This window comes from Photobacterium jeanii (assembly GCF_001650345.1).
GTDB classification, from domain to species: Bacteria; Pseudomonadota; Gammaproteobacteria; order Enterobacterales; family Vibrionaceae; genus Photobacterium; species Photobacterium jeanii.
The window spans coordinates 36,464-54,170 of record NZ_LVHF01000009.1; the positions used below are offsets into that span (position 1 = coordinate 36,464).

The 17,707-nt window shown below is 47.8% G+C and carries 15 protein-coding genes; 2 read left to right on the forward strand and 13 right to left on the reverse strand.

What is annotated here, in order from left to right; all coding sequences use genetic code 11:
- Positions 1 to 153: 153 nt before the first annotated feature.
- Positions 154 to 594, reverse strand: coding sequence for a nitric oxide-sensing transcriptional repressor NsrR (gene nsrR / locus A3K86_RS00380; RefSeq protein ID WP_068325954.1), 441 nt, complete (start codon positions 592 to 594; stop codon positions 154 to 156).
- A 106-nt stretch (positions 595 to 700) separates the two neighbouring features.
- Between nsrR and hmpA the strand changes: the two genes are divergently transcribed.
- Positions 701 to 1,885, forward strand: a complete 1,185-nt coding sequence (hmpA, locus tag A3K86_RS00385; RefSeq protein ID WP_068325955.1) for an NO-inducible flavohemoprotein — start codon at positions 701 to 703, stop codon at positions 1,883 to 1,885.
- 140 nt (positions 1,886 to 2,025) lie between these two features.
- On the opposite strand, the gene motX is transcribed toward hmpA, so the two are convergent.
- The 12 genes from motX to A3K86_RS00445 form a co-directional block, all read right to left on the reverse strand.
- On the reverse strand, positions 2,026 to 2,652 hold the full coding sequence (gene motX / locus A3K86_RS00390; RefSeq protein ID WP_068325956.1) for a flagellar protein MotX: 627 nt from the start codon (positions 2,650 to 2,652) through the stop codon (positions 2,026 to 2,028).
- Positions 2,653 to 2,894: 242 nt separating this feature from the next.
- Positions 2,895 to 4,211 (reverse strand): adenylosuccinate synthase, encoded by a 1,317-nt coding sequence (locus tag A3K86_RS00395; protein WP_068325958.1) that lies wholly within the window; start codon positions 4,209 to 4,211, stop codon positions 2,895 to 2,897.
- A 122-nt stretch (positions 4,212 to 4,333) separates the two neighbouring features.
- The gene (locus A3K86_RS00400; protein WP_068325966.1) at positions 4,334 to 4,528 is read right to left on the reverse strand and encodes a DUF2065 domain-containing protein; all 195 of its coding nucleotides are present in this window, start codon (positions 4,526 to 4,528) and stop codon (positions 4,334 to 4,336) included.
- A gap of 64 nt (positions 4,529 to 4,592) precedes the next feature.
- Positions 4,593 to 5,585 (reverse strand): protease modulator HflC, encoded by a 993-nt coding sequence (gene hflC, locus A3K86_RS00405; RefSeq protein WP_068325977.1) that lies wholly within the window; start codon positions 5,583 to 5,585, stop codon positions 4,593 to 4,595.
- Between the two features lie 2 nt (positions 5,586 to 5,587).
- Entirely contained in the window at positions 5,588 to 6,751 is a 1,164-nt protein-coding gene (gene hflK, locus A3K86_RS00410) for an FtsH protease activity modulator HflK (protein WP_068325980.1), read from the reverse strand.
- Between the two features lie 51 nt (positions 6,752 to 6,802).
- Positions 6,803 to 8,092, reverse strand: coding sequence for a ribosome rescue GTPase HflX (hflX, locus tag A3K86_RS00415; RefSeq protein ID WP_068325984.1), 1,290 nt, complete (start codon positions 8,090 to 8,092; stop codon positions 6,803 to 6,805).
- A gap of 25 nt (positions 8,093 to 8,117) precedes the next feature.
- Entirely contained in the window at positions 8,118 to 8,387 is a 270-nt protein-coding gene (hfq, locus tag A3K86_RS00420; protein WP_068325986.1) for an RNA chaperone Hfq, read from the reverse strand.
- Between the two features lie 88 nt (positions 8,388 to 8,475).
- Positions 8,476 to 9,411 carry a tRNA (adenosine(37)-N6)-dimethylallyltransferase MiaA gene (gene miaA, locus A3K86_RS00425; RefSeq protein ID WP_068325989.1) on the reverse strand — a complete coding sequence of 312 codons (936 nt, stop codon included), beginning with the start codon at positions 9,409 to 9,411 and terminating at the stop codon, positions 8,476 to 8,478.
- The gene (gene mutL / locus A3K86_RS00430; protein ID WP_068325991.1) at positions 9,404 to 11,611 is read right to left on the reverse strand and encodes a DNA mismatch repair endonuclease MutL; all 2,208 of its coding nucleotides are present in this window, start codon (positions 11,609 to 11,611) and stop codon (positions 9,404 to 9,406) included. Before mutL ends, miaA begins: the two co-directional genes overlap by 8 nt.
- A 2-nt stretch (positions 11,612 to 11,613) precedes the next feature.
- Positions 11,614 to 13,329: an N-acetylmuramoyl-L-alanine amidase gene (locus A3K86_RS00435; RefSeq protein ID WP_068326001.1), complete on the reverse strand. Its 1,716-nt coding sequence runs from the start codon at positions 13,327 to 13,329 to the stop codon at positions 11,614 to 11,616.
- Positions 13,330 to 13,333: 4 nt separating this feature from the next.
- A complete protein-coding gene (tsaE, locus tag A3K86_RS00440; protein ID WP_068326003.1) occupies positions 13,334 to 13,798 on the reverse strand; it encodes a tRNA (adenosine(37)-N6)-threonylcarbamoyltransferase complex ATPase subunit type 1 TsaE in 465 nt (154 codons plus the stop codon).
- Between the two features lie 7 nt (positions 13,799 to 13,805).
- Positions 13,806 to 15,293, reverse strand: a complete 1,488-nt coding sequence (locus tag A3K86_RS00445; protein WP_068326005.1) for a bifunctional ADP-dependent NAD(P)H-hydrate dehydratase/NAD(P)H-hydrate epimerase — start codon at positions 15,291 to 15,293, stop codon at positions 13,806 to 13,808.
- Between the two features lie 445 nt (positions 15,294 to 15,738).
- On the opposite strand from A3K86_RS00445, the gene queG reads away from it, so the two are divergent.
- On the forward strand, positions 15,739 to 16,887 hold the full coding sequence (queG, locus tag A3K86_RS00450) for a tRNA epoxyqueuosine(34) reductase QueG (protein ID WP_068326008.1): 1,149 nt from the start codon (positions 15,739 to 15,741) through the stop codon (positions 16,885 to 16,887).
- Positions 16,888 to 17,707: the final 820 nt, after the last annotated feature.

Below are 17,707 nucleotides of genomic sequence, written 5' to 3' on the forward strand. Positions count from 1 at the left end.
CATATTGGCGAGGACATAGCTCTAGTATATCCAGACCATAGGTGAACAGATGGGAGCCAAGTACAAATTTTGTGCACAACGGCACAACGACTTCACTCCCCAAATAAGACAAAGGCACAGATCTGTGCCTCTCGAAGAAAGAGTTTGCAGAGGTTAACTCAGAGGCTCAGCGGGTACATCCAACAACACCCTTAACGGTGGGTTGTCATCTATCATGGTTGCCAATGTATGCTGATCAAGTTCATTCAAGAACGCCTCACGAGCTGTCGCTAACACACCTTTCAGGCGACAAGCTGGCGTAATGTGGCAAAAATCTTCGCTGCAATTAACAATCTGTAGTGGCTCAATGGCACGCACTACATCACCAATCACAATATCTTGCGCTGCCATGCCTAAACGAATACCGCCGTTTTTACCACGTACAGTTTCTACATAACCTAACTGACCAAGCTTATTGATGATCTTGACCATATGGTTACGCGACACACCATAAACTTCGGTGACTTTTGTAATGCTGGCTAATTCGCCTTCAGGCAAGGTGGCAAGATAAATCAATGCCCGCAAGCCAAAATCGGTAAAACTTGTTAACTGCACAATAACTCCTCCTGCAACTATTCTAATCTTGTTATTGACTAAAAGATACAGATCGGATACAACTTAAAACATATATAATAAATACAACTTTCAAGAGATAGTAGTAATGATTAGCCAACAAACTATTGATGTCGTAAAGGCAACCGCCCCTGTTATTGCTCAAACAGGCCCTGCACTTACCGCGCACTTCTATGAGCGTATGTTTAGCCATAATCCTGAATTGAAAGATATTTTCAATATGAGCAATCAGCGTAATGGCGACCAACGCGAAGCACTTTTCAATGCCATTTGTGCCTACGCAAACAACATTGAAAACCTTGCCGCCCTACTACCCGCAGTAGAAAAAATTGCTCATAAGCACACCAGTTTTATGATCACCGCAGAGCAATACGCGATTGTCGGCGGTCACTTGTTGGGCACAATCGATGATCTACTATCTCCAGGACAAGAAGTGCTTGATGCATGGGCAGAGGCTTACGGTGTACTGGCTGACATTTTCATCAAGCGTGAAGAAGAAATTTACCAAGAAAACGAAGGCAAAGACGGCGGCTGGCGTGGTACGCGCGAGTTTGAACTGGTTGCTAAGCAGCAAGAATCAGAAGTGATCACTAGCTTTACGTTCAAGCCGACCGATGGTCGTCCTGTCGCGAGCTTTAAGCCGGGTCAATACCTAGGCATTTACCTACAACCTGAAGCGTTTGAATTCCAAGAAATTCGCCAATACAGCTTTTCTTCAGCACCGCAAACCGACAGCTACCGTATTTCGGTCAAACGCGAAGACGGTGGTATCGTGTCTAACCACCTACATAATGAACTGCAAGTTGGCGATAAGGTACAACTAGCAGCACCTGCTGGTGACTTCTTCCTTGATGTTGAGGCAACAACCCCCGTTACTCTGATTTCTGCTGGTGTCGGTCTGACCCCAACCCTATCAATGCTAGAAACACTAACGGCGCACCAGGCACCGGTTAACTGGCTACATGCAGCGGAAAACGGTCAGCACCATGCATTCAAACAGCATGTGGCGACCATGGCTGACCAGCACGACCACATCACGACAACTACGTGGTATAACGCACCACAGGCAAGCGATCGTCCGGCAGAAGATTTCGAGTTTGAAGGGCTGATGGACCTATCACAGGTTGCAGAGCAAATCGCTGAGCCATCAATGCAATTCTACTTCTGTGGTCCGGTTGGCTTCATGCAACACATCGCCAAGCAATTACTGGATATGGGTGTTGAGCAAGATCGTATCCACTACGAGTGCTTCGGTCCGCACAAGGTGATCTAATCCACCTTGCTTAGCTCGCTAGCTGAGAGCCCTAAAAACCACAAAGAGCGCCCATTGGCGCTCTTTTCATTTGCTTGTTATTTGGCATGGCTAAGACTGAATCATCGCTAGTCTCTATTTGCCTAAACGGTCTCAGTCGATTACCAAAAGCTATCTCGTCGTTTAGCACGCGCAATAACATTCGCGGGCATCTGGCTTTCCAAGCTGCGGCGTAAACGGGTAATTTTACGGTGGGTCGTTTTATTGGCTGTCACTGTGTTGTACAACCAGCGGTAGGCATCTTCGTAATCGAGTGGGCTACCGTAATTATTAAGCAAAAGCTCGGCTAATTGAATACGCGCGGCAACATTGCCTAGCGAGGCTGCTTCACGTAAATAAGGAATGGCGCGTTCACGATCTTGCTGAACTAAAATACCGCGGGCGTAATAACGACCAAGTTGCTCTAGCGCCGTCGGTGAACCTTGGTGAGCGGCAGACTCCATGTAGTCCAAACCCAGCTCTACATCCTGCTCAACACACACACCCCACGCCAACATATCACCATACAAGAATTCATATGCTGGTGATTCCACGCGCTGCGCTCGTGCTTCAATATCTTGCACTAGCTGGCAATCATCCGCCTTAACGCGCTCAAGATGGCTGTTGCTATCGAACATTCGAAACAACTCAGGCTCTGTGTACACTTCTACAGCATCGCCCACGCTTTCAAGAGCGTGTACTGGCGCAGCTAACAACACTGTAGACAGTAAAAGGGTACGCAGTTTCATTTCACCTTACTCGTGATAACCCAGTGAGTGGTGTTGCGAGGCAACATGCAATCCACCAGCAGTCAAATTACTGGCAGTACAAAACGTATCGGCTTAGGCGGCAAACTCTTTAACCCTTTTTTGCAACATAACGGCATCTTTTTGCCGCTCAAATAACCGAACGCAAGATGGTAACAGGAATTGGTGATCGGCAGATACAAAAAAGCCAACCCTAAGGTTGGCTTTTGACAAAACATCACAAATTACTCACCGTATGGGTGAACCTTGATGATAGTTTCGTTACGGTCAGGACCTGTTGAAATGATGTCAACTGGCACGCCCGTTAGCTCTTCGATGCGAGCAATGTAGTCTAGAGCTGTTTGTGGCAGCGCATCTAGAGACTTAGCACCGAATGTGTTTTCAGACCAGCCTGGTACTGTTTCGTAGATTGGCTCGATGTTCTCGTAAGCGTCAGCCGCCATTGGAGATACTTCTAGGATTTCGCCATCTTTCGTCTTGTAACCAGTACAGATTTTGATCTCTTCAAGGCCATCTAGAACGTCTAGTTTAGTTAGACAGAAGCCAGTGATTGAGTTGATCTGAATCGCACGACGCATAGCAACAGCATCGAACCAACCAGTACGACGTAGACGACCAGTCGTCGCGCCAAACTCGTTACCTACTTCACCTAGGTGCTTACCAACTGGGTCTTGCTTATCTTGACCGTCGTATAGCTCAGTTGGGAATGGACCCGCACCAACACGAGTACAGTATGCTTTCGCGATACCTAGGATGTAACCTAGGTGACGAGGACCAAAACCAGAACCTGCAGCAACACCACCAGCAGTTGTGTTTGATGAAGTTACGTATGGGTAAGTACCGTGGTCGATATCTAGAAGTGTACCTTGCGCACCTTCGAACATGATCTTGTCGCCACGTAGACGCGCGTCATCAAGCTCTTTAGTTACGTCGATTACCATCGCAGTCAGTACGTCAGCTTGTGCCATAACACCAGCTAGTACGTCTTCGTAGCTTACAGGCTCAGCATTGTAGTAATGCTCAAGCTGGAAGTTATGGTAAGCCATTACTTCTTTAAGCTTCTCAGCAAATGCTTCTTTATCGAATAGATCGCCAACACGTAGACCACGACGTGCAACTTTATCTTCGTATGCAGGACCGATACCACGACCAGTCGTACCAATTGCTTTTTTACCACGTGCAAGTTCACGTGCTTGGTCTAGAGCAATGTGGTATGGAAGAATTAGCGGACAAGCTTCAGAAAGGAATAGACGTTCACGTACTGGGATACCACGCTCTTCTAGTGGACCCATTTCTTTCATCAGTGCATCTGGAGAAAGTACAACACCGTTACCGATGATACATTTAACGTTGTCACGCAGGATACCTGATGGGATCAGGTGAAGGACAGTTTTTTCACCGTCAATGACAAGAGTGTGACCTGCATTGTGGCCACCTTGGTAGCGTACTACATACTTTGCATCTTCGGTTAAAAGATCAACGATCTTACCTTTACCTTCGTCACCCCATTGGGTGCCAAGAACGACTACATTATTTGCCATCTTTCTTCGTCTATCAGTAGTTAAAAATGGATTCTAGCACCTTCGTGCGCGGCTTGCAGTCATTTTTTAACCATGGCAAATATTTTTGCAAGCACAAGGTCACAGCAAATGACGAGGGCAATTTACACCCAATGGTAGACCATGTAAGCAATGGTACTGCCCGCTACCACTAAGCAGCCGCCGATACGACGCAAGCTATTATCGTCTTGCTGTGCTAACTGCCCGACCATTTCACGCCAACCGCGTGGCGCAAGCAGTGGACCCAGCCCTTCAAAAACAAGCACTAAAGCCAGTGCTAACCAAATCGAATTACTCATTTTATTACTCCCAAAAAAAAGACAAGGCCGAGGCCTTGTCTTATTTAGTCTTACTCTGCGAGGCTTAGTTTACGCCATCCGCCTTCTTCATGTAGCGGAAGAAGTCCGAATTCGGATCAACCACTAGCATGTCGTTCTTGTTGTTAAAGCTGTTTTCATACGCTTTAAGTGAACGAACGAAGTTGTAGAACTCAGCGTGACCTTTGAATGCGTCTGCATAAATCTGTGCAGATTTCGCATCCGCTTCACCGCGTACCACACGCGCTTCACGATCAGCTTCCGCCAAAATCTTCGCCACTTCTAGCTCAGACTGAGCGCGGATAACTTCCGCTTTCTCACGACCTTGAGAGCGGTGCTTACGAGCCACTGACTCACGCTCCGCACGCATACGACGGTAGATAGATTCACTGATCTCATCAGGCAGGTTGATTTTCTTCATTCGGAAGTCCACCACCTCGATGCCTAGGTCTTTCGCACTTGCTTGCGCTTCAACCAATACATCCGCCATGATTTGGTCACGTTGACCTTCTACTTCTTTACGCGGTACAACTTCAGCCACGATGTTTGTCGCTGGCGCTGTGTCATCAGCGATTACGGCACCTGGATCGACTTTATCACCACGATCAGGTCCAGAAACGATTTGCTTGATTTCTTTAGCACCGATTTCAGCACGCAAGCTATCAACCACTTTACGTTTCAATAGCGCTTCTGCTGTCGACTTATCGCCACCACCTGTTGCTAGGTAGTAAGTACCAAAGTCTGAGATACGCCATTTCACGTAGGTATCGATGATAACGTCTTTTTTCTCAGCCGTTACGAAACGGTCCGCTTGGTCATCCATCGTTTGGATACGTGCGTCTAGCGTACGCACACGGTCAAACAATGGCACTTTAAAGTGCAGGCCTGGCTCGTAAATACGCGCAATTTCAGTGTTATTATCTTTGATAATACGACCGAAACGTACCACGATACCGCGGTCACCTTCGCGAACAACAAAGATCGACATCAGCAGTAAAGCAATAAAAATCACTACTACTGGGATAATTAACTTACGCATTATTAATATCTCCCTTGACGACCAGTGTCACTGCGCGGCGTTGGTGCCGGAGCTGGCGTTGCTACTTTTTCCAGCTCAATACCGTAACTGTTGCTTGAAGAATCTTTCGGCTTCGCTTGTTTCGCATCGCCTTGGTTCATCAGCTTATCTAACGGTAAGTACAGTAGGTTACCGCTCGACTCAGAGTCGATCATCACCTTACTGGTGTTGTTGTAAACGCGCTCCATCGTCTCTAGGTACAGACGATTACGGGTTACTTCTGGTGCTGCTAGGTACTCAGGCAGTAGCTTTTCAAATTGTGCCACTTCACCCAATGCACCGTTGATCACTTTCTCAGAGTAACCTTCCGCTTCCTTCTTCAGACGTTCTGCACGACCTGTTGCTTTCGGCAAGATATCATTGCTGTAAGCTTCGGCTTCACGTACAAAACGCTCTTCATCTTCTCGCGCCGCGATAGCGTCATCGAACGCATCTTTCACCGCTTCAGGTGGACGCGCAGACTGGAAGTTAACGTCAACAACCAAGATACCCATGTCGTATTTAGCGATGATCTTATCAATCGCTTCTTGGGTATTGGCACGGATGGTTTGACGACCTGTCGTCAATGCTTCATCCATGGTTGAGTCACCAATAACAGCACGCAGTGCCGAGTCAGTCGCCTGACGTAGACTGTCATCCGCATTGGTTACGCTAAATAGGTACTTGTGCGCATCAGAAACACGGTACTGAACGTCCATTTCAACTTTCAGTACGTTTTCATCTTTGGTCAGCATCAAGCCCGAGCTACGAAGTGAACGGATCGCTTGGATGTTCACAGGCTGTACTTCATCGATGAACGTTGGTTTCCAGTTCAAACCTGGATCCACCATTTCATAGAACTTACCGAAACGTAGTACTACGCCGCGCTCTGCTTCACCGATAGTGTAAAAGCCCGAAAAGCCCCACACTGCCGCCGCCAAAACAGCGATTGCTCCTAAGCCAGCAGCACCGCCGCCGCCCATCGAAGAACCACCTTTTTTATTCCCAAAAACACCACCAACTTTACGACTCAGCTTTGAGAAAACTTCATCGAGATCTGGCGGCCCTTGTTCACGTCCACCGCGATTATTATTACCCCAAGGGTCTTTATCACGGCCGCCGTTATTTCCAGGCTCATTCCACGCCATTATAGAACTCCATCAATATGATATGACGACAGTTTTTTAACTAACACACCCTCAACTGACAATAAAGTCATCCAGTGATGCGCTGTCTCTTTTTTGTAACCGCGACCATTCTGTCTGCGGTAAACGAATGTCAATCGTCAGGCTGCCATCCGATTCGTATTCTTCACGCAAAATACAGCCTAACTGACAGAACTTACTACGGACCCGACCAATATGCTGCGGTGGTAATCGCAACGTGTGGCAGATCATGGTGCCAGCTAAGCGCTCAGTCAGCGCTTGGAATAACAGGTCAATACCGATCCCTTCCATTGCTGATACCCACACGCGGCGAGGAACCCCCTCGTCATCACGTTCAATACGTGGCTCAGCAGCATCCAGATTATCGATTTTATTCATCACCACCAATGCAGGCACTTCGCTTGCATCGATTTCATCCAACACTTCCTCAACAGCATCGATGTTTTCACGGAAACGCTCATCACTGGCATCCACCACATGAAGCAATAAACTGGCTTCTTGGGTTTCTTTCAGTGTGGCTTTAAACGCGGCCACGAGGTCGTGAGGTAGGTGACGGATAAACCCAACGGTATCAGCCAAAATCGAGGTGCCGACATCGGCGACTTCAATCTTACGCAGCGTTGGATCCAGTGTCGCAAACAGCTGATCTGCGGCATAAACGCCGGCATCTGTGATGCGGTTAAACAGGGTTGATTTCCCGGCATTGGTGTAACCCACCAGCGATATTGTTGGGATCTCTGCGCGATTACGTGCACGACGACCTTGATCACGCTGCTTAGAGACTTTCTCTAGGCGGCGCAAAATCGCTTTAATACGATCACGGAGTAAACGACGGTCGGTTTCTAACTGAGTTTCACCCGGACCACGCAAGCCAATCCCGCCTTTTTGGCGTTCAAGGTGCGTCCAGCCTCGGATCAAACGCGTAGAAATATGACGCAGCTGCGCCAATTCCACTTGTAGCTTACCTTCGTGAGTGCGTGCGCGCTGGGCGAAAATATCAAGGATCAGACCCGTACGGTCCAAAACACGACATTTACACAGATGTTCCAAATTACGCTCTTGCGCGGGAGAAAGGGCATGGTTGAAGATGACGATTTCCGCCCCTTCCATCCTTACCGCATCAGCAATTTCTTGTGCCTTACCTTCCCCAACATAGAATTTAGGGTGGGGAGTTTTACGACTACCCGTAACTACGCGTAGTGTGTTAACTCCCGCCGAGGAGACCAGCATTTCAAACTCGCTTAAGTCTTCCCATTCCCCTTCTTGCGTGAAGTTGATATGAACAAGAATTGCCTGCTCACCGGCTTCATAACGGTCAAACAAGCAACCAACTCCTTAACGAAGAATATTATTCTTCAGTTTTCTCTTGAGGACGGTCGCCAGTTGCCGTGCGCTCACCCGTGTGGTGATGGTTCACCGGACGAGCAGGAACAACTGTTGAAATTGCGTGCTTGTAAACCATTTGGTTTACTGTGTTTTTCAGTAGGATCACAAATTGGTCAAACGATTCGATTTGACCTTGTAGTTTGATGCCGTTAACCAGGTAAATAGACACCGGAATACGTTCACGACGTAGCGCATTCAAAAACGGGTCTTGCAAAGATTGCCCCTTAGCCATTATTTCTTTTCCTTATTAGTTTGTAGTTGTATTAGCAACGAACAAAAATTAAATAAATACGCAAAACAGTAATGAGTATACACGGTTATCAAACATCACAGCTAACTGAGTTTGTGACTGTTTGTAACGCTAGCTCAACATTACTGCTATCCAACCAGGTCAAATTATCCCAGCCTCTCAGCCAAGTAATTTGACGCTTCGCCAATTGACGAGTAGCACAAACTCCGCGGAAAATCGCTTCGTCTATATCATACTGCCCGTCCAAATAGTCCCACATCTGACGGTAACCAACACAACGAATAGATGGCAGATCTGCAGTCAGATCCTCTCGCTCGTAGAGCGCACGTACTTCTTGCTCGAAGCCCGCTTCCATCATTTTCTCAAAACGTTGCTCGATCCGTTGATGCAGTACAGCCCTATCCATGGGAGCTATTGCAAATTGATGAACCTTATATGGTAACGGCTCACCTTGAGTTTGGGTTAACTCTGTTAAAGTTTTACCCGAAATTCTAAAAACTTCCAATGCACGCGACAAACGCTGTGGGTCATTGGGATGAATTCGCGCCCCAGCAACTGGGTCGATACTAACGAGTTCATCGTGCAACGACTGCCAACCACGCTCGGCTACATCGCGTTCAATTTGGGCACGCACTTCAGGGTCTGCCGCCGGTAACGGCGAAAGGCCTTCCAGTAATGCTTTAAAATACAACATGGTACCGCCGACTAAAAGCGGGATACGCCCAGCTGCAACTATATCAGCCATTTCTTTTAACGCATCGGCTCTGAAGTCCGCAGCCGAATAACTTTGCGCTGGATCACGAATATCGATCAAGCGATGCGGCGCTAGCGACAATTCACGCTCGTCCGGCTTTGCAGTACCAATATCCATTCCCTTATAGATAAGGGCGGAATCGACACTAATCAACTCTACTGGTAACTGCTCACGCAATCGGATTGCTAAATCAGTTTTACCTGATGCGGTCGGCCCCATTAAAAAGATGGCCTGTGGTAATGGCTTACTCATGTTTAAATGCTTCTATTGCAACGTCGAGATCAACCGGACGCAGCAACTCTGGATAATAGTGTTCAAGATCATTGGCCCATAGCTGCTCAAGTTCGCTGATTAACTGAATCGCTTGAGACAGACTGAAAGCGTCTGTTGGCATCACACACTGTGCTGCCAGCCAATCGAGTAATTTGTCCCAACCTTGGGCCTGTTGATCCTCGGCAACCGAAGCCAAATACATCAATAGATTCGGGATCAGTTGCTGTAAATTTTGTTGTCGAAGTGGCATGCACACCGACATGATGATCAAACCATTATGATTTTTCTTTTTCAGCTGAATACCCAGCTGTTTTAGCAATAGCGCATGTTGTTCAGCACACGCTATCAATTCAGGCTCAACAGGGACTGAATGTGGGATCAATAACGGTTGCGGCTTTAACCCTTCACTTTGGGCTAGTTTAAGCTGACCTTTATGGCGCAAACGCTGCGCAATCTCTAAAGATAACAAATAAATGCCATCTTCTCGGCTTAATAATAGATAACGTTGAGCAACCAGTGATAATGCTTTGCCCAATCCCACCTGACTTTGCCCTGCGACCATAGGCTGTGACGCATGTGACTGCGATGTTCGAGCCGCAGGCGCACTTTGTTGCCATTCATTACCGGTAAACGCAGGTACAGTCGATGACGATTTAACAAGCTGCTCAGGCGAAGAAGGTTCACTCGGCGGTGATACCGGCAACGAAGTCGCTCCTTGCGGATGCTCCGTCGGTGGTGCCGTTTGCATTAACTCTTGATACACGGCAACTTCTTGTGGCGTTGGACCATCGCTCGAATATTGCTGACGCCCACCACTGCTAGCCGAGCTTGGTGCACGACCATTTTCACTGCCACCATTACGGTGACTGCCACTGTGCTCGGTATAACTGGCTACTTGTGAGTGATGACGTTCTTCCGAACGAGATCGTTTCTCAGAGCCTGCATATGATGAGCTCCCCGCAGAAGACGCCGAGCCATAATCACGGTTATTTCCTGCCGAAGAACTCTTAAGCCAAGCATCATCTTCCGCTTTATTCGGGTAAGCTGGCGTATTGGCAATCGCAGCTGATGACGGCGCCACCTCCGCGATATGATGCTGGGTTGAAGGCGTTGGTTCAGCGTAATGCTGCGCAGACGCGCTGGCACGTTGCGGCGCTTGGTACTGTTCCATATCGCCATGCCAACCTTGGTGCAACGCACTTTGGATCGCTTGATAGATAAAATCGTGTACCCAACGCCCTTGGTGAAAACGCACCTCATGCTTAGCCGGATGCACATTGACGTCCACTTGATGCGGGTCTACTTCGATAAACAGCACATAAGCGGCATATTGATCAGACGGTAAGCTGGCTTCATAGGCCTGTCTTATCGCATGGTTGATCAACTTATCTTTCATCATCCTGCCATTCACATAGCAGTATTGAATATCGTTTTGGGCTCTCGCCCCTTGGGGATTACAAATCCAGCCCGATAACTTCAAGTCACCGTGCTCTAGCTCAACCGCTAAGGCATGTTTTAAAAACGGATTGCCGCATACCGCAGCCAATCGGCGCTCTTTTTGCACCTGAGTAGCAGAAGCGCGGTACTGGCGAACCAGTTTACCGTTATGGCGTAAATTGATGGCAACATCAAAACGACTCAATGCAATGCGCTTTAATAGCTCATCGATGTGGCCAAATTCGGTTTTTTCAGTGCGAAGAAATTTACGACGTGCTGGCGTGTTGAAAAACAAATCCAGCACTTCCACCGTGGTCCCCACCGGGTGAGCGGCAGGTTTCAACTTCACTTCCATATCGCGCCCTTCGGCATACGCCGACCAAGCTTCGTCTTGCGCTTGAGTGCGAGAAGTGATGGTCAAACGCGACACAGAACTGATACTGGCTAACGCTTCACCGCGAAATCCTAAACTCACGATGGCTTCTAAATCATCGAGCGAAGATATTTTGGAAGTCGCATGGCGGCTTAGCGCCAAGCCAAGCTCATCTTTGACTATGCCCTTGCCGTTATCTCGAATTCGGATCGTACGGCTGCCCCCTTTATCGATATCAATATCGATTCGGGTTGCGCCAGCATCAAGGCTGTTTTCAACCAGCTCCTTCACAACGGATGCTGGACGTTCCACTACCTCGCCGGCGGCTATCTGGTTTGCCAGTCTGGCAGGTAATATCTGAATGGGCATAATTAACTTCTAGGGATGATTAGTGTCTGACCAACAGCCAGACTATCTGAGCTTAGCTTATTCGCACTTCGAATACTATCGACGCTCACGCCATATTGGTTAGCGATTTTACCTAAAAACTCACCGCGTTTAACTGTATGTTTCAATGCTTTACGGCTGCTAAGGTTAATTTTAAGCTTTTGCCCCACGGCCAGCGAGTCTGAACGCAGTTTATTTTCACTACGAATGCTTGCCACCGTCACACCGTACTTATCGGCGATCTTGCCTAAGAACTCGCCGCGCTGCACTTTATGCGTCACAATTTTCGCCTTAGCTGGCTGTGGTTTATTAACGGCGACCGTCTTGCTCGCGGGTGCTTTTCCACCAGGGATCGTCAGCACTTGGCCCACTTTTAGGGTGTTTGATTTCAGCCCATTGGCCTTTTTCAACGCACTGACCGAGGTGCGGTATTTTTGCGCAATAATACTCAGCGACTGACCTGAGGTTACCTTGTGCTTAATGCCGTGTTTACGCGAGGCAAACAAGGTGCCTTCTGGCGGCTTCTCGTTGAAATATTGCAACACCCCTTTATAAACTGCAGTCGCAAGCTTATTTTGGTGCGATGATGAATTCAGTAAGCGCTCTTCTTTCGGGTTGGTGATGAATCCCGTTTCCACCAACAAAGACGGAATATCCGGAGATTTCAGTACCGCTAAACTGGCATGCTCAGGACGGCTCTTATGCAAAGTCGTTACTCGTCCCAACTCTTTCAGCACCCGTGAAGCGACATCGTAGCCTTCTTTTTGCGAGTGACTAAATTGCAGATCCAACACCGCCATACTCAAGTATTGGTCATCGTTATCACCCGATAATACATCGCCACCACCGAGCAGCTCAGATTGTTTCTCAGTTTGTTCGATCCAGCGACCGATTTCAGAATTCGCACGGCGAGTATTCAATACCCAAACCGATGCGCCTCGCGGCTGTGGTTTATGAAAACCATCAGCATGGATCGACACCAATAAATGCGCTTTATTTTTACGGGCAATTTCAGAACGCTTGTTCAAATTCACGAAGTAATCACCACGACGAGTCAATACCGCGCGCATCCCCGGCGTCGCATTGATCTTGGCTGCCACCCGTTTAGAAACATCTAAAGTGACATTTTTCTCGTATTTGCGCGTTGGACCGATAGAGCCAGGATCTTCACCACCGTGACCCGGGTCGATGGCAACGATGATGTCATCATTGCCGGATGGTAACTGTGCCTCGTGGTTTTCCACGGAAGGCGATGGTTGAGTCTTCTTTTTGAAAACGTCTGTCGGCTTCTTTTTGGCATGTGGTAAGTCCAACACCAAGCGATGACCATAGTGACCATCAGGTGTTGGCGCGAGCGTAAAGAGTTTTGGTGTTGTCCCCTCTTTGGTTTCAAACACCAAGCGGAACGTTCCTTTTTCAGGGGCTCCACTGCTGCGGATTTTTTTCAATATAGCGCTATTACCCACCGAAATGGGCAACTTGGCTTTCAAGCTGGTCTTCTTTAAGTCGACCACCAAGCGGTATGGCTTGGTCAGCGTAAAATACGAGTACGCCGCCTCACCTTTCATATCTAATACGACTCGGGTTTCATCTGGCGCCGGCCAAACACGAATACTTTTTAATTCATTCGCCCAACTGGCCAGTGAACCAAATAACCCAATCCCTAATACAACAACCTGAAAAAAAGTCCGCACAGACATCCTATCAACACAACTCCAAACGTTTTACTAAAGCTAAGCCAGTTTCATTATTTGCGGTAATAGTGGCTTGACGTTGATCACCGAGGTAGCGCATATCTAAGTCTAGATCGGGTTCTGGTAATAGACCTTGCCCTTTTTCAGGCCACTCAACTAAGCAAATAGCATCAGCCGAGAAGTAATCACGGATCCCCATGAATTCAAGCTCTTCAGGATCAGCAAGACGGTATAAGTCGAAGTGGTAAACCTGCCACGGCGGTAATTCGTAAGGTTCAACCAAGGTATAAGTTGGGCTTTTCACATTGCCTTGATGACCTAAAGCGCGAATGAAACCACGGCTGAATGTGGTTTTACCAGCACCTAAATCACCATGCAGATAAATCGTCGTTTGACGTTCGCAAGCCTGTGCCAGTTGCTGACCAAGTGCGACGGTTGCTTGCTCATCAGCAAGTTGAATTTCAATTGTTTGCATTATCTTATTATCTAGCGTTAACTAATTGTCGAATATACGGAAATAAATCGCTGGCTAACATGCCTCGCTCACCCTCTTGAGCGCACAAGTCAGCGGCATAACTATGAAGCCAGACCCCAAGTTGAGCGGCTTCTATCAATGACAGTTTTTGCGCCAATAACGCACCAATTACGCCAGACAACACATCTCCCATGCCACCTGTTGCCATACCGGGGTTCCCCGCTCGGCATACATAACAGTACTGCCCATCATCTACCAAGGTGCCCGCCCCTTTCAATACCACAACGCCACCGTATTTTTGCTGCAATTGCCGTACTGCGGCATAACGATCAGCTTCAATCTCGGCCACCGTACAACCTAATAAGCGGGCAGCTTCTCCTGGGTGGGGAGTAATTATACGATTATTTTTATAGTCAGGGGAAAGGGCTAATAAGTTCAATCCATCAGCATCGACAACAAGTTTTTTTTCATAATCGGCTAAATGAAAGTACAAGGCTTTGCCCCAATCTTGGGTACCAAGCCCAGGCCCCAGCACGACTACATCGCTCCAATCTCGTTGTTGTTGAATTTCATGGGCTTTTTCAAACCAGCCTTTTGCCATTATCTCAGGGCGAGCGGCTACAATTGACAATACATTGTCAGGTTGTGTGACAACAGCGGTTAGCCCGGCTCCTGTACGCGCACACGCTTCAGACGCCAACCGAATCGCCCCTGCCATACCGAGATCACCGCCAAAACACGTCACACGACCATGCTCACCTTTATGCGCAGTGCGTTGCCGCGTCCCTAAATAACGGGTCACCAAGTCATTGGGGATCAGTTGCACCCATGTTGATTGCTGTTGTTGGAAAGTGGCATCCACCTCTAAACCTGCAAAGCATAACTCCCCGACATAGTTGTGCGCTTGCCCGGTAACCAGCCCCTGCTTTACACCAATAAATGTGACGGTACTGGTCGCCACTATTGCAGCGCCCAATTGAGCCCCAGAATCAGCGCATAAGCCAGAGGGAACATCGATCGCTATCACCGGCAACGTTGAGGCATTTATGGTTTCAATCAAGGCTTGCTGCGCAGGACGTACCGTCCCTGTAAGCCCTGTACCTAAAATGGCATCAACAATAATATCGGCATCTGTGGGAACACTTGAGCCCACAGCGGCAATTTTACCGCCAGCGGCCAACCATGCATCACGCGCTAAAGCAGCATCACCGCATAGTTTCGTAGCGTCGCCACTATGCCATAGCGTCACCGCCATCCCAGCTTCTTTTGCTAACCGTGCCACGACATAGCCGTCACCACCGTTATTGCCGCCACCACAACACACCAACACCTGTGTCGCTTGCGGATAACTCTGGCATAAATGCGTAAACACCGCTTGGCCTGCGCGTTCCATAAGGGTGTACATCGCAATATCATGCGTTTGAGCTGCCAATTGCTCGCCCTTACGAACAATGTCAGCACGGTATAAAACATGGGGTAACGGTGAAGTGCTCATAAGATATCCTTTCCTGTCGTAGACCAATAGCAGTGGTGACTCGACACATAATTACCATAGAAATTCGTATTTTTATTATACGGTTTACGCTTATTTGCGAGAAAAACTACACCTCGATATCTGATCTTACCCGCAACCAAAAGACTAACGCCACTAACCATCAAGAGAAGGAAATAACTAAGAGAATTGAAGTGAGACAGGGCGATGAGCAACCGACGTAAACAACGCCAATAACAGCCAATATCAAGGTGTAATCATTTCACCCTGCCTTGTACGCAGATTGATCATCTAGATCACTCTGCGCCACTTTTTTGTTATTCACCCAGCCTTTAGATCCTCTCACGCCATCAGGATCAAACCTAAGATCAATTAAGCCTCATTCCACATTTAATTCTGTGCTACACTTCGCACCCCGCTACACAGGCAGAACCAACAGCAGCGCATCATGAGCCCAGACTACACAGACTTAGCCCAGAAAATTAAACAATGGGGACAAGCTCTCGGATTCCAACACGTTGGGATCTGCAATGTAGATCTTAGCGATCATGAAGCTCAACTCCAGCGTTGGCTTGATATGGGATACCACGGTGAAATGGACTGGATGGCACGTCACGGTATGATGCGTGCGCGTCCTGACGAGTTATTACCTGGCACAGTACGGGTGATCAGCGTGCGGATGAACTATTTGCCACCCGATGCCGGCTTTGCCGACACGCTAGCTAATCCAAATAAAGCTTACATTAGCCGTTATTCACTTGGTCGAGATTACCACAAGCTGATCCGCAACCGCTTAAAGCGTCTAGGGCAACAAATCGAGCAAGAAGTAGGGCAATTTGGTTATCGTCCTTTTGTCGACTCAGCGCCGATTCTAGAGCGCCCCTTAGCAGAAAAAGCTGGGCTGGGTTGGACAGGTAAGCACTCACTGATTTTAAGCCAGAGTGCTGGGTCATGGTTTTTCCTTGGCGAACTGCTGATTGACCTACCGCTGCCTGTTGATACACCAGAAACTAATCAGTGCGGCAAGTGTGTAGCCTGTATGACAAGCTGTCCAACCGGTGCCATCGTTGAAGAAGGTGTTATTGATGCCCGCCGCTGCGTGTCGTACCTCACCATTGAATTTGATGGCGTGATCCCCGAAGAGTTTCGCGAAAAAATCGGAAACCGTATTTACGGCTGCGATGACTGCCAGCTTGTATGTCCATTTAACCGTTTTTCCGATTTAACAGAAGAAGCCGATTACCATTGTCGCGATACGCTATACCAACAAGACTTACTCACCTTGTACCAGTGGGATGAAGCCAGCTTCTTAAAAAATACCGAAGGTTCTGCCATTCGCCGAATTGGTCATATCCAATGGCTGCGTAATATTACCATTGCGCTTGGCAACGCTCCTTACGCACCTGAAATTATCAATGCACTTAGCGAACGTCAGGGGCTAAGCGAGTTATTGGATATCCACATCGAATGGGCATTGGAGCAGCAACAGCTCAAACGAGAAGCGCTTGCGGTTGATGTATTACCATCAAAAACCAAACGCCTTGTTCGTATCGTCGAGAAAGGCTTACCACGAGACGCACACAGCCCACCACAATAACTTGGTGTTTTATTCCCCACCTACAAAATGCGAGCTAGGTCAGCATTCAGTGTATATGTGGAAAACATTTACAGTTTGCCATTTTAGCGTGCAACATCAGGGGATTAAACACAGACCGCATTCATTTCATTACGCCACTTTTTTCCACAAGATCAGATATTGATCAAGCTGTATATAAGTGTGGGAGTAAAGATTAAAAATACAACAAAAACAACAAGTTAAAATGTTGATAATGTTATTAAGGTAATTGGCAAGGCGGGTATAAAATCAATTTGATTAAAGTTATTCACACCGCATCAGCACATGTAATCAACCGACTTACCCACAAGATAACCAATGTGGATAACTCTGTTAATTAAGATCGGAAAGTCCCTGTCAGTATCACGCTAAAGCCAGATATCATCAGCCTTAACACGAAAAACAGTGTTGGATAAGAGAGCAGGTACATTCGAAGCGTGTCGGTTGGCCTTATCATTGAGATTTGGCACTACGTACTCTAGTCAGCTTGTGGTTATGCTTCATGCATTACAACAGAGCACCATAATGCACAGATAACAAGAACAACCTCAGAGAGGTTGCAATGTCTGGCGATGGTGATGATTGAAGCTGATTGCTTCTATGTCTCCCAATCGAGTTGGGATTTTGGAGTGCACTTAGGTGGCTTTCGCGCTTGGAGACCTAATGCAACTTGGGACTAATACTTCACAGTAGTAGGGTCATTGTTAAGTACAATGAGAACTATCAAATTGGAGCGACACACGAGGTTCCCGATCTTCGAGGAGCTAGGCGTGACCTCAACCTTGGCAAGGTTGCACTCTAC